18 protein-coding genes are annotated in these 18,643 nt (G+C 70.4%); 4 read left to right on the forward strand and 14 right to left on the reverse strand.

What is annotated here, in order from left to right:
• The first annotated feature begins 164 nt into the window (after positions 1-164).
• The 3 genes from I6N91_RS06150 (at position 165) to I6N91_RS06160 (ending at position 3,659) form a co-directional block, all read left to right on the forward strand.
• Positions 165-1,304: a GuaB3 family IMP dehydrogenase-related protein gene (locus tag I6N91_RS06150; protein WP_198811610.1), complete on the forward strand. Its 1,140-nt coding sequence runs from the start codon at positions 165-167 to the stop codon at positions 1,302-1,304.
• 69 nt (positions 1,305-1,373) lie between these two features.
• Positions 1,374-3,098, forward strand: a complete 1,725-nt coding sequence (locus tag I6N91_RS06155; RefSeq protein WP_198811612.1) for a glycerol-3-phosphate dehydrogenase/oxidase — start codon at positions 1,374-1,376, stop codon at positions 3,096-3,098.
• 69 nt (positions 3,099-3,167) lie between these two features.
• The gene (locus tag I6N91_RS06160; RefSeq protein ID WP_198811614.1) at positions 3,168-3,659 is read left to right on the forward strand and encodes a PTS sugar transporter subunit IIA; all 492 of its coding nucleotides are present in this window, start codon (positions 3,168-3,170) and stop codon (positions 3,657-3,659) included.
• A gap of 102 nt (positions 3,660-3,761) precedes the next feature.
• Here the strand turns inward: I6N91_RS06160 and I6N91_RS06165 are convergent, their stop codons facing one another.
• Positions 3,762-5,552 (reverse strand): ABC transporter ATP-binding protein, encoded by a 1,791-nt coding sequence (locus tag I6N91_RS06165; RefSeq protein WP_198811616.1) that lies wholly within the window; start codon positions 5,550-5,552, stop codon positions 3,762-3,764.
• Positions 5,545-7,266 (reverse strand): ABC transporter ATP-binding protein, encoded by a 1,722-nt coding sequence (locus tag I6N91_RS06170; protein ID WP_198811618.1) that lies wholly within the window; start codon positions 7,264-7,266, stop codon positions 5,545-5,547. The genes I6N91_RS06165 and I6N91_RS06170 overlap by 8 nt, the downstream gene beginning before the upstream one ends.
• Positions 7,267-7,573: 307 nt before the next feature.
• On the opposite strand from I6N91_RS06170, the gene I6N91_RS06175 reads away from it, so the two are divergent.
• Entirely contained in the window at positions 7,574-8,395 is an 822-nt protein-coding gene (locus I6N91_RS06175) for a sigma-70 family RNA polymerase sigma factor (protein WP_198811818.1), read from the forward strand.
• A gap of 61 nt (positions 8,396-8,456) precedes the next feature.
• Here the strand turns inward: I6N91_RS06175 and csrA are convergent, their stop codons facing one another.
• The 12 genes from csrA to I6N91_RS06235 form a co-directional block, all read right to left on the reverse strand.
• Positions 8,457-8,711 carry a carbon storage regulator CsrA gene (gene csrA, locus I6N91_RS06180; protein WP_198811620.1) on the reverse strand — a complete coding sequence of 85 codons (255 nt, stop codon included), beginning with the start codon at positions 8,709-8,711 and terminating at the stop codon, positions 8,457-8,459.
• A 9-nt stretch (positions 8,712-8,720) separates the two neighbouring features.
• Positions 8,721-9,662 (reverse strand): hypothetical protein, encoded by a 942-nt coding sequence (locus I6N91_RS06185; protein WP_198811622.1) that lies wholly within the window; start codon positions 9,660-9,662, stop codon positions 8,721-8,723.
• On the reverse strand, positions 9,637-11,685 hold the full coding sequence (locus I6N91_RS06190; RefSeq protein ID WP_198811623.1) for a flagellar biosynthesis protein FlhA: 2,049 nt from the start codon (positions 11,683-11,685) through the stop codon (positions 9,637-9,639). The genes I6N91_RS06185 and I6N91_RS06190 overlap by 26 nt, the downstream gene beginning before the upstream one ends.
• Before the next feature lie 51 nt (positions 11,686-11,736).
• On the reverse strand, positions 11,737-12,834 hold the full coding sequence (locus I6N91_RS06195) for an EscU/YscU/HrcU family type III secretion system export apparatus switch protein (RefSeq protein WP_198811625.1): 1,098 nt from the start codon (positions 12,832-12,834) through the stop codon (positions 11,737-11,739).
• The gene (locus tag I6N91_RS06200) at positions 12,835-13,593 is read right to left on the reverse strand and encodes a flagellar biosynthetic protein FliR (protein WP_198811627.1); all 759 of its coding nucleotides are present in this window, start codon (positions 13,591-13,593) and stop codon (positions 12,835-12,837) included. It abuts the gene before it with no gap.
• On the reverse strand, positions 13,594-13,869 hold the full coding sequence (gene fliQ / locus I6N91_RS06205; RefSeq protein ID WP_120164881.1) for a flagellar biosynthesis protein FliQ: 276 nt from the start codon (positions 13,867-13,869) through the stop codon (positions 13,594-13,596).
• Positions 13,870-13,872: 3 nt separating this feature from the next.
• Entirely contained in the window at positions 13,873-14,601 is a 729-nt protein-coding gene (gene fliP / locus I6N91_RS06210; RefSeq protein WP_233091560.1) for a flagellar type III secretion system pore protein FliP, read from the reverse strand.
• A 218-nt stretch (positions 14,602-14,819) separates the two neighbouring features.
• Positions 14,820-15,227, reverse strand: a complete 408-nt coding sequence (locus tag I6N91_RS06215; protein WP_120164883.1) for a flagellar biosynthetic protein FliO — start codon at positions 15,225-15,227, stop codon at positions 14,820-14,822.
• A 2-nt stretch (positions 15,228-15,229) separates the two neighbouring features.
• Positions 15,230-15,937, reverse strand: a complete 708-nt coding sequence (fliN, locus tag I6N91_RS06220) for a flagellar motor switch protein FliN (protein ID WP_198811629.1) — start codon at positions 15,935-15,937, stop codon at positions 15,230-15,232.
• Complete coding sequence (locus I6N91_RS06225) at positions 15,934-16,839, reverse strand: flagellar motor switch protein FliM (RefSeq protein ID WP_307843259.1); 906 nt, start codon at positions 16,837-16,839, stop codon at positions 15,934-15,936. The genes fliN and I6N91_RS06225 overlap by 4 nt, the downstream gene beginning before the upstream one ends.
• Before the next feature lie 196 nt (positions 16,840-17,035).
• Positions 17,036-17,839 (reverse strand): flagellar motor protein MotB, encoded by an 804-nt coding sequence (locus tag I6N91_RS06230; protein ID WP_307843260.1) that lies wholly within the window; start codon positions 17,837-17,839, stop codon positions 17,036-17,038.
• Positions 17,836-18,642 (reverse strand): motility protein A, encoded by an 807-nt coding sequence (locus tag I6N91_RS06235; protein WP_198811631.1) that lies wholly within the window; start codon positions 18,640-18,642, stop codon positions 17,836-17,838. Before I6N91_RS06235 ends, I6N91_RS06230 begins: the two co-directional genes overlap by 4 nt.
• Position 18,643: the final 1 nt, after the last annotated feature.

Here is an 18,643-nt window from a genome sequence, read left to right on the forward strand (position 1 = left end):
GCTGCCCGGCCGGTGTTTTCCAGCAGTGTTCCTTTGTGCAACTCTATTCCGTGCGGGGGTAGGAGGGCTAATTGGGTCGGCCCGGCGGGGGCGCGGGAGCGGACCGGAAGCCGGAGAATATGCCCTGATGAGGGTGCCGTGCGGGGCTGGGATAACCTAGAGCAGTGACTTACGAGATTGAAATTGGCCGGGCCAAGCGTGGACGCAGGGCATACTCCCTCGATGATGTTGCCGTGGTGCCCTCCCGGCGCACCCGCGACCCGCTCGATGTGTCGGTGAGCTGGCAGATCGATGCCTACCAGTTCGAGATGCCCGTCATCGCGGCGCCCATGGACTCGGTGATGTCGCCGGCGACCGCGATCGCCCTGGGTCGGCTCGGCGGGCTCGGCGTGCTCAACCTGGAGGGCCTGTGGACCCGCTACGAGGATCCGCAGCCGGTGCTCGATGAGATCGCCGGGCTCAGCACCGAAAACTTCAGCCCCGCCGCCACCGCGCGCCTGCAGGAGATCTATGCGGCCCCCATCCAGGCCGACCTCATCACGAGCCGGCTGGCCGAGATCCGCGAGGCCGGCGTGACCGTCGCCGGGTCGCTGACCCCCCAGCGCACCCAGCAGTTCTACAAGACCGTCCTCGCCGCCGGCGTCGACATCTTCGTCATCCGCGGCACCACCGTCTCCGCCGAGCACGTGTCGAAGAACGAGGCACCGCTGAACCTCAAGCAGTTCATCTACGAGCTCGACGTCCCGGTGATCGTCGGCGGCGCCGCCGGCTACACTCCGGCCCTGCACCTGATGCGCACCGGTGCCGCCGGGGTCCTCGTGGGCTTCGGGGGAGGGGCGACGACGACGACGCGGCGGGCCCTCGGCATCCACTCCCCGCTCGCCTCGGCCATCTCCGATGTGGCCGCGGCCCGCCGGGACTACATGGACGAATCCGGCGGACGCTACGTGCACGTCATCGCCGACGGCGGCATGGGCGCCAGCGGCGACATCGTCAAGGCCATCGCCATGGGCGCCGACGCCGTCATGCTCGGCTCGGCGCTGGCCCGCGCCGAGGAGGCACCTGGGAAGGGCTGGCACTGGGGCCAGGAGGCCCACCACGCCGAGCTTCCCCGCGGCGACCGGTTCAACCTTGGAACCGTCGGCCCGCTGAAGGAAGTGCTGTGGGGCCCCTCCCACCACACCAACGGCACCTCGAACCTGATCGGGGCCCTGCGCCGGGCCATGGCGACCACGGGATACTCGGATCTCAAGGAGTTCCAGCGGGTGGAGGTTGTCCTTTCGCCCTATGTTTCGAACGATTGAGTGCGTTCCGGGCGGTTGAGTGCCTAAAGTTGGGGTACGCAGAACTCAACGTTCCGGAGGGTTACGGCCATGGCAGCAGGCGCACTCAGTCCCCAGTACCGCAGCGAGGCGCTTGAGGCGCTGAAGGCCACCAGCCGGCCGGGCGGAGAACTCGACATCCTGATCGTCGGCGGCGGGGTGGTGGGCGTGGGCTCGGCCCTCGATGCGGTGACGCGCGGACTGACCACCGGCATCGTCGAGGCCCGTGACTGGGCCTCGGGGACCTCCTCCCGTTCCTCGAAGCTGATCCACGGCGGGCTGCGCTACCTCGAGATGCTCGATTTCGCCCTGGTGCAGGAGGCACTGAAGGAACGCGGGCTGCTGATCCAGCGGATCGCCCCGCACCTGGTGAAACCGGTGCCGTTCCTCTATCCGCTGGGCAAGCGCTTCGTCGAACGCCCCTATGTCGGGGCCGGCATCGCCCTCTACGACGCCCTGAGCCTCGGCGGCGGGCACTCCCGCGGGGTGCCGTTCCACAAGCACCTCACCCGGCGCGGCACGCTGCGCGCGGCGCCCAGCCTGAAGAAAGACGCGATGGTTGGCTCCATCCGCTACTACGACGCCCAGGTCGACGACGCCCGGTACGTGGTGAACATGATCCGCACCGCCGCGCACTACGGGGCCCAGGCGGCCAACCGGGTCACGGTCGTGAACTTCCTGCGCGAGGGCGAGCGGGTGGTCGGCGCCCAGGTCAGGGACCAGGAGACCGGGGAGGAGTTCAGCATCCGCGCCAAGCAGGTGGTCAACGCCACCGGTGTGTGGACCGACGAGACGCAGGCCATGGTCACCGACCGCGGGCAGCTCAAGGTCCGGGCCTCCAAGGGCATCCACCTCGTGGTGCCGCGCGACCGGTTCCAGTCAACCGTGGGCCTGATCCTGCGCACCGAGAAGTCGGTCCTGTTCGTCATCCCCTGGGGACGCCACTGGATCATCGGCACCACCGACACCAAGTGGGATCTCGACAAGGCACACCCGGCGGCGTCGTCGCAGGACATCGACTACATCCTCGAGCATGTGAACAGGGTGCTGAACCGCCCGCTGACCCGCGAGGACGTCGAGGGCGTCTACGCCGGCCTGCGCCCCCTGCTGGCCGGGGAGAGCGACTCCACCGCGAAGCTGTCCCGTGAGCACATCGTCGCCCACCCGGTGCCCGGGCTCGTCGTCGTCGCCGGCGGCAAGTGGACCACCTACCGGGTGATGGCCAAGGACGCCGTCGACGAGGCCTCCCGCGCCCTCGACGAGCGCGTTCCCGAAAGCTGCACCGACTCCGTTCCCCTGCTCGGCGCGGAGGGGTACAAGGCCGCGTGGAACATGCGGGCGAGGATGGCCGAGGCCGCGGGGATCCATGTGGCCCGGGTGGAGCACCTGCTCCAGCGCTACGGCACCCAGGCCGACTCCGTCCTTGAGTTGATCAAGGCCGACCCTGCGCTGGGTGAGCCGCTGCCCGGCGCCGACGACTACCTCGCCGCCGAGGCGGTCTTCGCCGTCACCCACGAGGGGGCGCGTCACATCGAGGACATCCTCACCCGCCGCACCCGGATCTCCATCGAGTCCTGGGACCGCGGCGTCTCCGCGGCGCCGGTCGTCGCCGAGCTGATGGGGCCGCTCCTGGGCTGGAGCGAGCAGCAGGTCAACCGCGAGGTGAAGCACTACCTCGCCCGCGTCCAGGCGGAGCGGCTCAGCCAGGAACAGCCCGACGACGAGTCGGCGGACAGCGCCCGCATGGGTGCGGAGGACATCGTCCCGGTAAGCTAGGGAGCGGCCGCGGCCGCGGTAAGAACACCGCAGGGCATCGGCGGCCGCGGGCACGATGAGAGGCACAAATTGAGTGAGCTGTCCCTGGAGCTGCACGAGGCCGGGCTGACAACGCCGGACCTGGTGATCCTCGAAATGGAGGCCGAGTCCAAGGAGGACGCCAGCGCGCAGTTGGCCGCCCGCATGTACGCCGCGGGCAGGATCACAGACCTCGACGCGTTCCTTGGACAGGTCAACTCCCGGGAGCACCAGATGGCCACCGGCCTGCCCGGCGGGGTCGGGCTGCCGCACGCGCGCAGCGAGTATGTCTGCCAGACCTCCATCGGGGTCGGCGTCACCAAGTACGGGCACAGCCTCGATTTCGGCGCGGTCGACGGCCCCGCCACCCTGGTGCTGCTCATCGCCACCCCCGCCTCGTCCTTCTCCGAGCACCTGGAGGTGCTCGCCACCATCGCCCGCAGCCTGTTCAAGGAGAACTTCCGGGACTCCCTGCGGCGGGCCCACGACGCCGAGGTCATTGCGGAACTGATCAACTCCTCGCTGGTGTTCTTCGACCACTGAGGGCGCCGGGCCACCCACCGGCATCGGCCACCCACCGGCATCGGCCACCCACCGCGCCCGGACGCCGGTGCCCAGGCGCCGGAGCCGGTGCCGCAGCGCCCGCTACTCGGTGCGCCAGGAGCGCCACAGCGAGGCGTAGGCGCCGTCGAGGGCCAGCAGTTCCTCGTGGGAGCCGAGCTCGGTGATGTTGCCGTCCTCGACCACCGCCACCCGGTCGGCGTCGTGGGCGGTGTGCAGGCGGTGGGCGATGGCGATCACCGTCCGGCCCTCAAGGACGACGCTGAGCGAGCGCTCGAGGTCCCGCGCGGACTGCGGGTCGATGAGCGAGGTGGCCTCGTCGAGGACCAGGGTGTGCGGGTCGGCCAGGATCAGCCGGGCCAGGGCCAGCTCCTGCGCCTGGGCCGGGGTCAGCTCGTGGGCGCCGGAGCCGACCTCGGTGTCGATCCCCTCCGGCAGTGCGGCGGCCCAGGACAGCGCGCCCACCGACTCCAGCGCGCCGGCGATCTCCGCTTCGGAGGCATCGGCGCGCCCCAGCCGCACATTGTCGGCGACCGAGCCGACAAAGACATGGTGCTCCTGGGTGACCAGGGCGACCTCTCGGCGCAGGTCGTCGAGGGGGCGGTCCACCAGCGGCACTCCGCCGACGGTCACCGACCCTGAGGTGGGCGGGTGGATCCCGGCGATCAGGCGGCCTAGCGTGGACTTGCCGGCGCCCGAGGGCCCGACGACCGCCAGGCGTTCCCCGCGCCGCAGGGTCAGGTCCACGCCGTGGAGCACGTTGTGGCCGGGCCGGTAGGCGTAGGTGGCCCCGCAGACGCGGATGTCCTCGTTCGCCGGCGCTTCGGCCGTCGCCGTGCGATCGGGAGGCACTTCCTTCACTCCGATGATCCGGGCCAGCGACGCGGCCCCGACCTGGATCTCGTCGGTCCACATGATGAGCAGGTCGACGGGATCGATGAGGCGCACGGCCAGCAGGGCCACCGCCGCGACGGCCCCGGGGGTCACGACATCGAGCGACGCCAGCCAGCCGCCCCACACCAGCACCCCGGCGACGGGCAGCCAGAACGCGATGTCCGCCGCAGGGAACAGGACGCTGCGCAGCCACAGCGTGTAGCGCTCTGCGCGGTAACTGTCGGCCAGGGCGCCGTCGATGGTGGCCCTGCGTGCACCGCCCAGGCCGAGCGCATCCACGGTCCGCGCCCCCTCGATGGTTTCGGTCACGGCGCCGTTGATCACCGCGTAGGTCTCCCGTTCCCTCTGGTACCCGGCCGAGGAGCGGGACAGGTACCACCGCGTCACCGGGTAGAGCAGGGGAAGGCCCGTCAGCAGGGCCACCGACAGCAGCGGGGAGGCGACGACGGCGGCCGCCAGCGTCAGCACGATGGTCACCGCCGACACCACGACCTGCGGCACCCCGAACCGCACCGTGTGCGAGACGGCGTCGATGTCGTTCGTGGTGCGCGCCACCAGGTCGCCGGTGCCAGCCTTCTCCACGGTCGACAGCGGCAGCGCGGTGACCTGCTCCATAAAGTCCTCCCGCAGCCGGGCGAAGACCCGTTCGCCGAACACCATGCCGGACCGCACGGCGAACCGGCGCAGGAGGGACTGCAGGAGCAGGGAACCGAGCATCGCCAGCGAGACCCAGGTGACGAACTCCCGGGTGGTGCCGGCGAGGACGGCGTCCACGACGACGCCCAGCAGCAATGGGCCGGCGAGCCCGGCCACGGCTGAGCCGACGTACAGTGCCACGACGGCCGCCAGGCCGCGGCGGTGGTGGCGGATCAGGCGGGCGGCCTCGGCGCGCACGGCACGGGCGCCGGCCACCGGGAGGCGGTCCGGTTCCCCGCCGCGCTGCCCGGCGTCCGGGCCGGTGCGGGTTGCTGTATCACTCACTGCGGATCACAACGTTTCGGTAGTTCGGATTGCCTGCCATCAGGTCGCGGTGGGCGCCGTCCGCGCTGACCCTGCCGTCCTCGAGGAAGACCACCGAGTCAACGATGCCCAGGAGCAGGGGACTCGCGGTCACCACCAGCGTGGTGAGGCCGGGGCGGCTCCGCTCCCTGCGGAAGCCGGCGGCGATCCGGGACTCGGTGTGGGCATCGACGGCGCTCGTGGGCTCGATGAGGATCAGGGTCTCCGCACGGGTGAGCAGCGCCCGGGCCAGCACAATGCGCTGGCGCTGGCCGCCGGAGAACCCGCGGCCGCGCTCGGTCACCGCGGTGTCGAGGCCGTCCTCCACCCCGTCCAGGATGTCCAGGGCGCTGGCGGCCTGCAGTGCGTCGAGAATGGCGGCGTCGTCATGGCGCTGCTGCGGGTCAAGCTGGGACCGCAGGGAACCGGTGAAGAGTTGGGGCGCCGCCTCGCTGACGACGATGCGGCGGCGAATCTCCGCCAGCGTCACCGCGCCCAGGCCCACCCCGCCCCAGCGGACGCCGTCCGCGCCGGCCGCGGCGTCGTCGAAGCGTCCGAGCCGGGTGGCGACGGCGGCCGCGCCGGCGGGGTCCGCCGAGACCAGTGCCGTGATCCGGCCCGGCTCAAGAACCAGCCCGCTCGCTGTGTCCAGCAGAGCGGCACCGGGCGCCGGCGGCGGCACTGGTGCGGGAGCGTCGGAGACCAAGGGTTCCACCCGGAGCACGGCGAGGATCTTCCGGGCCCCGACCTGGGCGCGGATGGTCCGCGACACGGCGTCGGCCGCGGTGCGGATCGGGGTCACGAGGAACACCGAGAAACCGTAGAGCGCCACGAGCTCACCGGGCGAGATGGTGCCGTCGATCACCAGGCCGGCACCGACCCAGGTGAACACCACACTGAAGGTGCCGGCGATGAACACCTGGGACGCCTCGAGGTCGGCGAGGGAACGGGCGACGCGGATGCCCGAATCGCGGGTCGCCGCGGACCGGGCGCGGTAGCGGCGGACGAAGATGTGCTCGCCGCCGATGCCGCGCAGTACCCGCAGCCCGGCGACGGTGTCGGCCCCCACCGCCGTCATCTTCCCCGAGTCGGCCCGCTGCTCGCGCTGGCGGGCCTGCAGCGGGCGCACCACGAACAGCAGCAGGGCGCAGCACGCCGGAACGCCAACCAGCACCAGGAGCCCCAGCTCGGGGGAGGTGCCGAAGATCAGGGCGCTGACCACGAGCCAGGCCGCGAAGGCGCCGGCCAGCCGGGCCGAGACGTCGAAGATCTCCCCAAGCCGGAAGGTGTCCGACGCGGCGGTCGAAACAACCTCTCCGGTGGAGAGGGTGTTCGGCAGCGCGTCACCGGTGCGGGTGACGTGGTGTCCGACCAGTTGGACCGACTTGAAGGAGGCCTGGAGCCAGTTGCTGACGGCCACGCGGTGCCCGAAGGTGTCGGCCGCAGCCTGCACCACCATCAGCCCCAGCAGGATCAGGACCTCGACCGCGAGGGCGCGGCCGTTCCCGGCCAGGATGCCGCGGTCCACGGCCCGGCCGAGGAAGAAGGGCATGAGGGCCTGCGCCACCATCCACACCGCGCCGAGCAGGGCACCGGCGGCCAGCGTCGCCTTCTGCTTCGACGCAAGCCACACCAGGAACCGGGTGGGGGAGCGGAGGTCCGGAGGGCCCGAATCGGGGTAGGGAAAGGAGCGCACGAACAGTCATCCTAGACCGGTTTCCATCCCATTGATAGAGGTTTCCCAATCGCTTCGGCGGGGGCGGAAACGGGCGGCTCCCACGCTCCCTCCGGCGATGCTCTGGATATCCGCAGGATCGGCGCAGTATTTCAGTAGGAATTCCACGCTGTTTTTGCACCTCGCTATTTCGGCCCTAAACGTGGTCTTACTGTTGGAAAACCGGGAAGTTTTCCGGCCATTGCCTCCGGGGAACCGGAGTCCGGCCGGCGAAAATCCACAGCCACCGGCGCGGATTGCAAATCGTGTTTATGAGGGGATGTCCGAGTTGAACCGTGAAGAACGCAACAAGATGATTGTGGAGAATCTTCCGCTGGTTGGATATCTTGTCTCGGAAATCTGCGCTCGGTCCCCGCACCTCTCACGCGAGGACCTCGCCGGTGCCGGCGCCCTCGCGCTCGTCTCCGCCGCCCAGTCCTTCGACCCTTCCTACGGCGTGCGGTTCGGCACCTTCGCCCGGCGGCGCATCCTTGGCGCCTTCGCCGACGACATGAGGGCCTCCGACTGGGCCAGCCGGGACACCCGCCGGCGGATCAAGGAGACCCTCGCGGTGTCCGAACTGCTCACCGGGGCGCTGCAGCGCAACCCCACGGTCGCCGAGATCGCAGAGGTGCTGGGCGTCGGGCGCGACGCGGTGGCCGCGACCTTGGCCGACGCCTCACGCACCGTTTCGACCCTCGACGAGAACGCACCGGAATCGCTCACCGCCGTCATGGCCACCCCCGAGGAATCCCTGCTGGTCTCCGAGCAGGCCCAGGTTCTGCGGGCGGCGGTAGAGGCGCTGCCCGAGAAAATGCGCTACGTCATCGAGCAGACGTACTTCGAGGACCGCCCGGTCAAGGACCTGGCCGAGGAGTTCGGGTCCACCCACTCGGCGGTGTCCCAGCAGCGGGCCGAGGCCATCCGGCTGCTGCGCGACGGGATGGCTGCGGTGTATTCCGACTCCGACGGCGCCGCACCCGCGCCGGAGTCGCGCGTCGCCCCCGCCCGGCGCACCGCCTACCTCAGTTCCCTCGCGGCCCGGACCCGGGGTGGATCCACCCTGAGCGCCCCGGTGCGCCTGGCCGCCATGGCGCCCGTTTCCGCCTGAGGCCCCGGCGCACGCCGGAACTCCCGGGCCTTGGGGTCCAAAAGTCTAGGGGTCCAGAAGTCTAGGAGCCGGCGTCCGGTTCAGGGTCCCTGCGGCCCAGCAGCGCCTTGAGCTGGAATTCGGCATCCGCATCGGAGACATTGGCCGAAAGATTCGCTTCGATCACGGCCTGGAGAATCTCGCCGCGCTGGATCTTAACGCCCCGCGGCGCCTCGATCCCAATCTTGATGCCATCACCGCGCGATTCGAGAATGGTAATGACGATATCCTCGCCGATATGAATCTTCTCGTTGAATTTCCGCGTTAGTACCAGCACAGTGAAAGCCTATCTTTGAATCCGCGTCGGAGGGAAAACTGTGGTCTGGTGGGCGGCCGGAGACGGGCCCGCAGGCCTGGCCGGAACCTCCGGGGCGTCGTCCACCCAGCTGACCGGAAAGCGCAGCGCCTGGACCGTTTCGGGGGTGGTGGTGTCCCGGCGGGAAAAGGCCGCAACGGCGTCGGGTTCGGCCACGGCCTCGACGGCCTCAACCCACGACACCGTGTCCCCGTGTTTGCGGGTGGCATCCACGGCCAGCCACAGCTGGTCGAATCCCACGAGGGCCAGCGCGGGCAGATGGACAAAGGCCTCGGAGGGGTAGCCCAGCCCGAAGGCGACGACCACCGGCGCCCCGGCGAGCACCCCGGCGGCCCGCGCCTCGGTGGCCGCGCGCCGGTCCGCCACGTGGGCCAGTCCCTCGACCCGCAGCGCCCCGGCCGTCAGCAGGGCCGCCGGAGCCGCCGGTGCCAGCAGGGAGCGTCCCGCCTCGAGGGCGTCCCGGCCGGGCCCGGCCACGACGATGAGGTCGCCCGGCCCGTCCAGGGGCCGCGGCGACCGGTGGGCGCCCCCGGCGGCAGTGGCGCCAGCGGCCCCCGGGGCACCCGCGGCGGGGTCGACGGCTGACTCCAGGTCCTTCAGAAAGGAGGAGAACTCGCCGGATTCCGTTGACACCGGCACGGCGTTGAGGGCCGCCTCGGCGGTATCCGCGTCCGCCAGCAGGGCGGCGATGCCGGTGCGCTTGACCACCGGGAGAGGATCGGTCGACGGGGCGGCGGCGTCGGGCAGTTCGACCGTGACCTCGTAGTGGTGCCGGGCCAGGAATCCTCCCAGCCCGCCCACCGTGACGGCCTCGGCCCGCACAATCACGGCCTCGGGGCCGTACTCGGCCCGGACCTGCCGGCGGAGTGCCTCGATCGACGGGCCGCTAAGGTGAAACCGGTTCAGCGCCACGGACCACTCCTATCGTCTCGATGGGCACGTTGGCCGCCTGGGCCTCCTGATAGGACAATACCGGCAGTCCCCCCACCCGGGCGGAGACCAGCCGGCGCACCGCGGGGCGGATCAGCGGCGCGCAGACCAGGACGGGCTCGTGGCCCTGCTGCCCGGCCGCCGCCACGGTGGCGTGGAGGGAGGCCAGGACCGCCTCGATGCGGTTGGCGTCGAGGAGGATCTGGCTGCCGCCCTCGGCCGGGCGCAGGCCCTCAAGCATCGACTGTTCGAGGCCCGGCTCGATCATGACCACGCTCAGCTGGCCGCCGCTGAGATGGCGCACCGCCAGCGCCGGCCCCAGGGCGCGCCGGGCCGCCTCGATCAGCCCCTCGGGGTCCGTTGAGACCTTGGCCCGAAGGGTGAGCGCCTCGAAGATGCGCGGCAGGTCGTTGATGGGAACGTGCTCCTCGAGCAGGCCCTGCAGGACCCGCTGGACCTCGGCGAGGGAGAGCAGCCCGGGGACCAGTTCGTCCACCGCCGACGGGCTTGCCTCCTTGACGCTTTCGGTGAGGAGCCGGACGTCCTCGCGGGTCAGCAGGCGCGCCGCATTGGCCGTGACGATCGAGGAGAGGTGGGTGATGAGCACCGACACCCGGTCGATGACCGTCGCCCCGGTCATCTGGGCGCTGTGCGCCATGCCGGCCGGCACCCATTTGCCCGGCAGCCCGAACACCGGTTCCATGGTCGCGGTCCCGGGCAGGGCGTCGAGCGCATCGCCCAGGGCGAGCACCTTGCCCGCCGGGGCCTCCCCGCGGCCGGCCTCCACGCCGCCGATGCGGATGGCGTAGGTTCCCGGCGGCAGGTCGATGCTGTCGCGGGCGTTGACCGGCGGCAGCACGAACCCGAGGTCCATGCCGATCTTCTGGCGCAGGCTGCGCACCCGGGCCAGGAGGTCGTCCGAGGCGCCGGTGACGGTGTCCACCAGGTCCGCCGCGAGCAGGATCTCCAGGGGCTGGACGCGGAGCCTGCGGATGAGCTCCTCGGGCGACTCCGGGGCCGGTTCGACGGCGGCCGCCGCCTCCCGCTGGGCCGCGGCCGCGGCGGCGGTCTCGGTGGCCTTGATCTTCCGCGAGGCGAAGATCAGCGCCCCGCCGATGAGCAGGAACGGCAGTTTCGGCATGCCTGGGATCAGGGCCAGGGCCACGGCCGCGGTGCCGGCGATCAGCAGGGCGTTGCGGGACTGGGAGACCTGGTTTGAGGCGGTGGTGCCCATGTCGGCCTCGGCGTTGGAGCGGGTCACGATCATGCCCGTGGCCACCGCCATCAGCAGCGCCGGGATCTGGGTGACCAGGCCGTCGCCGATGGTGAGGATGGCGTAGGTGCGCAGCGCCTCCCCGGCGGGCATGCCGTGCATGGCCATGCCGATGGCGACCCCGCCCACCAGGTTGATGATCAGGATGACGATGCCGGCGATCGCATCGCCCTTCACGAACTTCGAGGCCCCGTCCATGGCTCCGTAGAAGTCGGCTTCGGCGGAGACCTCGGCGCGGCGTTCCTTGGCCTGTTCGTCGGTGACCAGGCCGGCGTTGAGGTCGGCGTCGATGGCCATCTGCTTGCCGGGCATCGCATCGAGGGTGAAGCGCGCGCCGACTTCCGCGACCCGCTCGGCGCCCTTGGTGACGACGAGGAACTGGATGACCACGAGGATCAGGAAGATCACGCTGCCGATGATGATGTTCCCGCCTACGGTGACCTGCCCGAACGCCTCGATGATCTTCCCGGCGTGGGCCTCCCCGAGGATCAGGCGGGTCGAGGCGACGTTCAGTCCGAGGCGGAACAGCGTGGCCACCAGCAGCAGCGAGGGGAACACCGAGAAGTCCAGCGGCTTCTGGACGAACATCGAGGTCAGCAGCACCACCAGCGCCAGCAGGATGTTCGCGGCGATCAGGAAGTCGAGCAGGCCTGCGGGAACGGGCACGATGAGCAGCATGATGATGCCGACCACGCCGATCGGCACCGCGAGGCGGGCGAGCTTGGAATTCATGGTGCGCTCCTTCGGGGGAGGACTCGGGGGAAGTGGTTGGAGGCGGGGGTCTCAGTCAAGGAAGGACCCCTTCCGGAAGGCCCGGTGGATGCCCGCTGCGCTGCCGCGCTGCTTCAGCCGCAGGACGAAGGCCAGAACCCCGGCGACGGCGGCGTAGAACTCGGCGGGGATCTCCTGGCCCAGTTCGCAGGCCCCGTGCAGCGCCCGGGCCAGCGGAATGTCCTGCACCAGCGGGACCTTCTCCTGTTCGGCCTTCTCACGGATCTTCAGGGCCACCGGGCCGGCCCCCTTGGCGACGACCCGCGGCGCAGAGACCCCGGCCTCGTACTTGAGGGCGACGGCCACGTGGGTGGGATTGACCAGGACGACGTCCGCTCCGCCGACGGCGGCGATCATGCGGTTCCGGGACAGGGCCATCTGCCGGGCTCGCCGCTGGGACTTGATCAGGGGGTCGCCGTCGGTGCTCTTGTTCTCGTCCTTGACCTCCTTGCGGGTCATCCGGGTCTTCTTCCGGTTGCGCCGGCCCACCACGAAGACGTCGGCGAGGGCGAGCACCACCCCGGCGAGGATGGCGAACCGCAGCAGCGCGGCGACCCCGCCGCCGGTGGCCGTGAGCAGCGCGGCCACCGACATCCCGCCGGCGCTCATCAGCGTGGGCATGAGCCCCTGGACCACCCAGTACAGCACCGCTCCGAGGACGGCGGTCTTCAGCAGCGCCTTCACCCCGTTCCACAGGGCCTGCATCCCGAAGGTGTTCTTGACCCCGGTGACCAGGTTGAACTGCTCGAACTTGCCGCGGAACTTCTTGAACTGGATCCCGCCCTGGCCGGCCGCCCCCGCCAGGACCGCTCCGACGACGGCGAGCAGCATGGGGAGCAGCGTTCCGGCCATCGAGGCCAGGGCCTCGCCGAGGACGCCCAGGGCGATGCCGGGCTCCGGCGCCGCCGCGATGGTGCGGACGCTGAAGAGCTGGTCGGCGGCCGCGTCGGCGCCCCGGGAGATGGTCGAGGGAAGCATCACCGCGGCCGCGCCGATGCCCAGCCAGGCGGTGAGGTCGGAGGACTTGGACAGCTGCCCCTTGTCGCGGACCTCCTTCATCCGCTTGTCGGTGGCCTGTTCGGTCCGTTCCTGGGAGGAATCGTCGGCCATCTATCCCACACCTCCCAGCAGCGCCAGCGCCTCCTGGGTGAGCGCGGACACGACCCGCGGCAGGGCGAGCATGACGACGGAGCCCAGGACGAGGGCCAGCAGGATCTTCAGCGGGAATCCGAGGGCGAATGCGTTGAGGGCCGGCGCGACCCGGTTGAGCAGGCCGAGGCCGACGTCGGAGAGGAAGAACACGACGAGCAGCGGGCCGGCGATCTGGACCGCGGCCAGGAACATCCCAGTGACCGCGGTGATGATCGCCGCGACCGGGTCGGCGAGGAAGACCCCGCCGCCGAGCGGGATGGCGGTGAAGCTGCGAATCAGCCCGCCGAGGATCAGCTGGTAGGCGTCGGAGGAGAACATCAGGGCCAGGGCGGTCATCTGGAACAGCCGGGTGAACTGGGCGCCGTTGATCAGCGAATGCGGGTCGAAGGCCTGGGCCATCTGGAACCCGCTCATCAGGTCGATCAGTCCGCCGGCGGACTGGATCGCGGCGAACACCAGGTATACGAGGAAGCCCATGAGCACCCCGGCGCCGATCTCCAGCACCAGCGCGCCGAAGAATGCCGCCGTGCCCCGTTCGGTGTAACCGGGGGTGACGGCGGGGGAGACGGCCAGGGCCAGGCCGAGGGCCAGCATCACCTTGATGCGCGCCGGAAACGCGGTGTAGGAAAACGGCGGGGCGATGACCAGGAAGGACACCATGCGCACGCCGGCGAGCATCACCGGTTCAAGCCAGCCGAGGTTCAGCGCCAGTTCCACTCAGCCTCCCTCGAGCAGGGAGGGGATCTTGTCGAATAGGGCGTGGGTGAAGGACACCATCTCGGCGATCATCCAGTGCCCGGAGATCAGCAGGACGACGCCCACGGCGGCGGCCTTGGGGACGAAGGAAAGGGTGACTTCCTGGATCTGGGTGATCGACTGCAGCAGGGAGATCCCGAACCCCACCGCGAGCGCGGTGATCAGGACCGGCGCGGCGAGCTTGGCGGAGACCCACAGGCCCTGGAGGCCGATATCGAGGACGGCGTTTGTGTCCATGGCTCAGGCGTAGCTTCGGATGAGTGCGGTGACGATCAGGCCCCAGCCGTCGACGAGGATGAACAGCAGGATCTTGAACGGCAGGGAGATGATCACCGGGGGCAGCATCATCATGCCCATCGACATCAGCGCCGAGGACACGACGAGGTCGATGACCAGGAAGGGGATGAAGATGACGAAGCCGATGATGAACGCGGCCCGCAGCTCCGAGATCATGAACGCCGGAATCAGGGTGGTCAGCGGCACGTCCTCGGGGGTGGCCGGGTTGTCCATTCCGGCGGCCCGGGTCATCAGGGCGATGTCCTCCTCGCGGGTGAACTGGAGCATCCACTGCTGGATCGGGCCGGCGGCCTCGGTGTAGGCCTCCTGGAAGGTGAAGTCGCCGTCGAGGTAGGGCTGCACGGCGCCGCTGTTGATGTCCCCCAACACCGGGCCCATGATGAAGAACGAAAGGAACAGCGCCAGCCCGGCGATGACCTGGTTCGGCGGGATCGAGGGCAGCGACAGGGCGTTGCGCGTCATCACGAGCACCACGAAGATCTTCGTGAATGAGCTCATCATCAGCAGCAGGGACGGCGCGACGGTGAGCAGCGTGATGCCCAGCAGCGTCACCACGGCCGAGGAGGGGGTGCCGTTGGGGCCGTTGATCACCACCGACCCGTCGCCGTCCGGCGCGGCAGGGTCGGTGGGCGGGGCCGGAGGCGCCGGGTCCACCGGTGCCGTGGGGTTCAGCGGATCGGGGGAGGCCGGCGCGGGGGCGCCGGGGGTCGGCTGGAACGGGGCCGGATCGGCCGGGGCGGGGACCACGGGCGCGGGCACGGGCGGCTGCGGCGGGGGAAACTGGACGGCGGAGGCGGCGGGCGCCTGCAGGAGCAGCAGGAGGACCCCTGCGGCGAAGGTCAGCAGGGCGAGGGGGAAGCGGAGCGCGGCGCGGCGCGGCGGCAGGCACCTCACCCCTTCGGCCCGCCGAGGCCGGCGGTGAGGACCTGCTTCAGCGCCGCCGGCGACAGGATGGACCCGGTGGGCGCCGCCGAGCGGTGCTTGCCGGCGGTGGCCTGGTGCAGGACGCGCGAAAACGCCTCGGCGCCCTGCCCGGCGGTCTCCGGGGCGGGGGCATCGGAGGTGGACAACACGGTGACCGACTGCTCGGTGACGCCGAGCAGGAGGCGCTGGCCTCCGGTCTCGACGACCACGACGGAGGCCTTGGACCCGACGCCCTGGCGGGCGAGGACCGTCAGCAGCTTCTCCCCGGTCGCCGCGCCGACCGTACGCCGGGCGTACCGGTGCGCGAGCACGAGGACCACCAGCACGGCGCCCAGGGCGAGCAGCACCCTCAGGATGAGGATGAGTGAATCCATCGTCAGTTAACGCCCTCTGCGACGTCGAGGATCTTGGTGATGCGCACGGCGAAGTCTTGGTCCACCACGACGACCTCGCCGTGGGCGATCAACCGCCCGTTGAGCAGGACATCCGCGGGTGCGCCCGCCGATCGGTCAAGCTCAACCACTCCGCCGGGCTCGAGGTTGAGCACGTCGCGCACGGACATCCGGGTCCGCCCGATCTCCACGGTCAGGGCCATCTCCACGTTGTTGATGCGGCCGAGCTTGCCGACCACCGACTCCCCGGAGACCGGGGTGGGGTTGAGCGTTCCGTACTCGCGGACCCGGATGGCGAACCAGCCCGCCGTTCCGCCGCCGGAGGTGAGTTCGAACACCGTCGTCTCCGGGTCGGCGAACAGGGCCGAGGCGTCCTCGATCAGGGCCTCGCCGAGCACCCCACCGCCGAGCACTCCGGCTGCTGCCTCGAGGGCGGGTCGCAGCACGTCCTTGAAGGAGACAAGCGGGGTGTCGGTGCCGGCGGCAGCGACGAGGGACCCGGTGCCCTCGAGCACGACGGCGAGGTCCGCCGAGCGGGTCCCGACGTAGGCGGCGGTGACGGCGCCGGCCGCGCGGGCGGCTGCGGCGGTGCGGTCGGGGGCGGGAACCGCGCTGACCGGAGCTGCGGAGGGAAGCAGGCCGACCAGCGCCTCGGCGGCGGAGTCCTTGAGGGTGGCAACGGAAACGGTCATGCGGGGTTCTCCTCGGTATCGACGATCTGGGCCGCCAGGCGGGCGCCGTTCCGGCCCAGGCCGGCCCGGGCGATGCGCTGTCCGGCGATGCGGACCTCAAGGGGCCGCCGTTCGGGATGGTTCAGGGGAATCAGGTCTCCCACCGCGAGGCGGAGGATGGCCTCGGGCCTCACGGTCACCGGCATCAGGCCCACCGACACCTCAACGGGGACCCACGCCATCTGCTGGCGCAGCAGCTCCGCGGCGTTCTCGGGGGACGTCGTCGGGTTCGTCGCCCCGAGCTGCGGCAGGACGGTTTCGGCCGGCAGGGCCACGGTCCCCTCGGCGGTGTTTTCCCCGACCCGGAGGGTGAAGGTGGCGACCACCATCAGGTCAGAAGGCGCGGCGGCCTGGGCGAACTGTGCGTTGTACTGGATGGAGTTGAAGCTCAGCGGCATCGGCAGCAGGGAGCCGAAGGAGTAGCGCAGGTCCTCGAGGGCGTCTTCCATGAGCCGCTTCACGAGGGCCTGTTCGATCTGGGTGAACTTCCGGCCCGGCGCGGGCTGGCTGCCGTTGCCGCCGAGCATGCGCCCCACCCAGGCCAGGGCCGAGGAGGTGGGGAACTGGATGACCGCCTGCGACTCGTAGTCCTCGAGCCGGCACAGCACCATGGCCGTGGTCGCGGGCAGGGACGCGGCGTATTCGTCGTAGGTCTGCATCAGGACCTGGTGGGTGGTGACCTGCGCCTTAACGCGGACCTTCGCCGTCAGCTGCGTGCCCCACTGCCGGGCGAATGTCTCGAAGGCGACTTCGAGGGCGCGGCTGTGCTCGCGGGCGAGCGTCGTGGGCCGGCGGAAGTCGTACACCTCGACCGTGCGCGCGGGCTCGGGCAGGAGGGTTTCCTGAAGGTTGGAGGGGGTCACGATAATCACTATCGGCGGTCCGGCCCGGCCCGTAAGCCGTTGCCGCCACTCATCGGTCCCCGGCGCGTGCCGGGGGCCCGCCGCCGCCTCCGCCAAGCCGTGCCAAACAGGGCCGTGCCGTGCCGAGCCGTGCCGAGCCGTGCCGTGCCGAGGCGAGCGCCGGGACACCTGCCCGCCCGCGGGCGGGCACACGCCGTCAGGGGCGCTGTGCGGCCACTTCGGGAATCAGGGACCGGACGCTCTCCGGCTGGTCGGAGAGCACGACGATGTCGACCCGGCGGTTGAGCTTCAGGTCGGCCTCGGTGCGGCCCTCGTTCAGGGGCCGGGATTCGCCGTAGCCGCTGGCCTCCATGCGGGTGCTCTCGATCCCGCCCTGCTCGACCAGGTGCCGCACGACATTGACCGCCCGCGCCGTCGACAGTTCCCAGTCGAGCACGTAGCGGTCGTCGGGGAGCTTGGCGGTGTGGCCTTCGACGGTGACCTCCCGCGTCGTCGTCCGCAGCTCCGGCGCCGTCGCGTCGAGCACGCGCTGGGCAGCGTCCGTCAGTTCCGCCCGGTCGGGGTTGAAGAAGGTTTCGGAGCTGACCATGCGGACGGTGAGGCCGCGTTCGTCGAGGGTGAAGCGGACGGTCTCCTCGAGGCCCTCCTTCGTCAGGGCGGCCGTGATGCGCTCCTTGATGGCCTCGAGGTCGTCCACCTCCTGGATGGCGAGTTCGAGGTCGGTGAGGTCTTCGCCCTCCTCCTCGGCCAGCTCCGGCGGCAGGACGATGCCCTCCGCGGTATCGACCTTTCCGACGTTCTCGACGCCGAAGCCGGTGGCCAGGGAGTTCTTGAGCTTCTCGAACTTCGCCACGTCCACCGAGGACATGGCGAACAGGACGATGAATAGGCACATCAGCACGGTGACCATGTCGGCGTAGGACACGGCCCAGCGCTCGTCGGCGTGGAACTCCTCAAGCTGGCTCGCGCGGTAACCGCGGCGCGGGCCCCTGCGGCTCACGCGGCCGCCTCAAGGTCGGAGGCGGTGGGGGGTCCTTCCTTCCGCTTCCCGCCCCGCTTGTGCGGAGGAATCATGGCGGTGAGGCGCTCGCCAAGGAGGATGGGCTGGGCTCCCTCCTGCACGGCCAGCAGTCCCTCCATCTGGAGGTTCATCTGTTCGAGTTCGAGTTCGGACAGCCGGGCGAGGCGTGCACCGATCGGCAGCCAGATGAAGTTGGCCGAGAGCAGGCCCCACAGGGTCGCCACGAAGGCAGCGGCGATCATGTGCCCGAGTTCCTCGGGGTTGGAGAGGTTCTCCAGGACGTGGGTCAGCGACACGACCGTGCCGACGATTCCGACGGTGGGGGCGTATCCGCCGAGGCTGTTGAAGAACTTGGAGACGGCGTGGTTCGCCTTCCGGCGGGTGCTGATTTCGTCCTCGAGCAGGATGCGCAGGTCCTCGCCGTCGGTGCCGTCGGCGATGTTCTGCAGGCCGTTCTTCATGAACGGGTCGTCGGTTTCGGCCGCCTCGGCCTCAAGGGCCAGCAGTCCGTCGGCGCGGGCCTTCTCCGCAAACCGGATGATCTGGTCAACGCTGTCCTGCGGGGAGTCGGTGCGTCCGCGGAACGCCTTGGGCAGGGACTTCACCGCCTGGACGACGTCCTTGATGGTCGAGCTGGCGATGCCGATGGCAATGGTGGCGCCGAGCACCAGGATCATCGGGGCGGGCAGCAGCAGGGAGCTGACGTGGGCGCCCTCCATGAAGATCATGGCGTAGAGGGAGCCGAACGCGAGGAGGAGACCGATCAGGGTTGCGGGATCCATG

It is taken from the genome of Arthrobacter sp. MSA 4-2, from assembly GCF_016405885.1.
GTDB lineage: Bacteria > Actinomycetota > Actinomycetes > Actinomycetales > Micrococcaceae > Arthrobacter_D.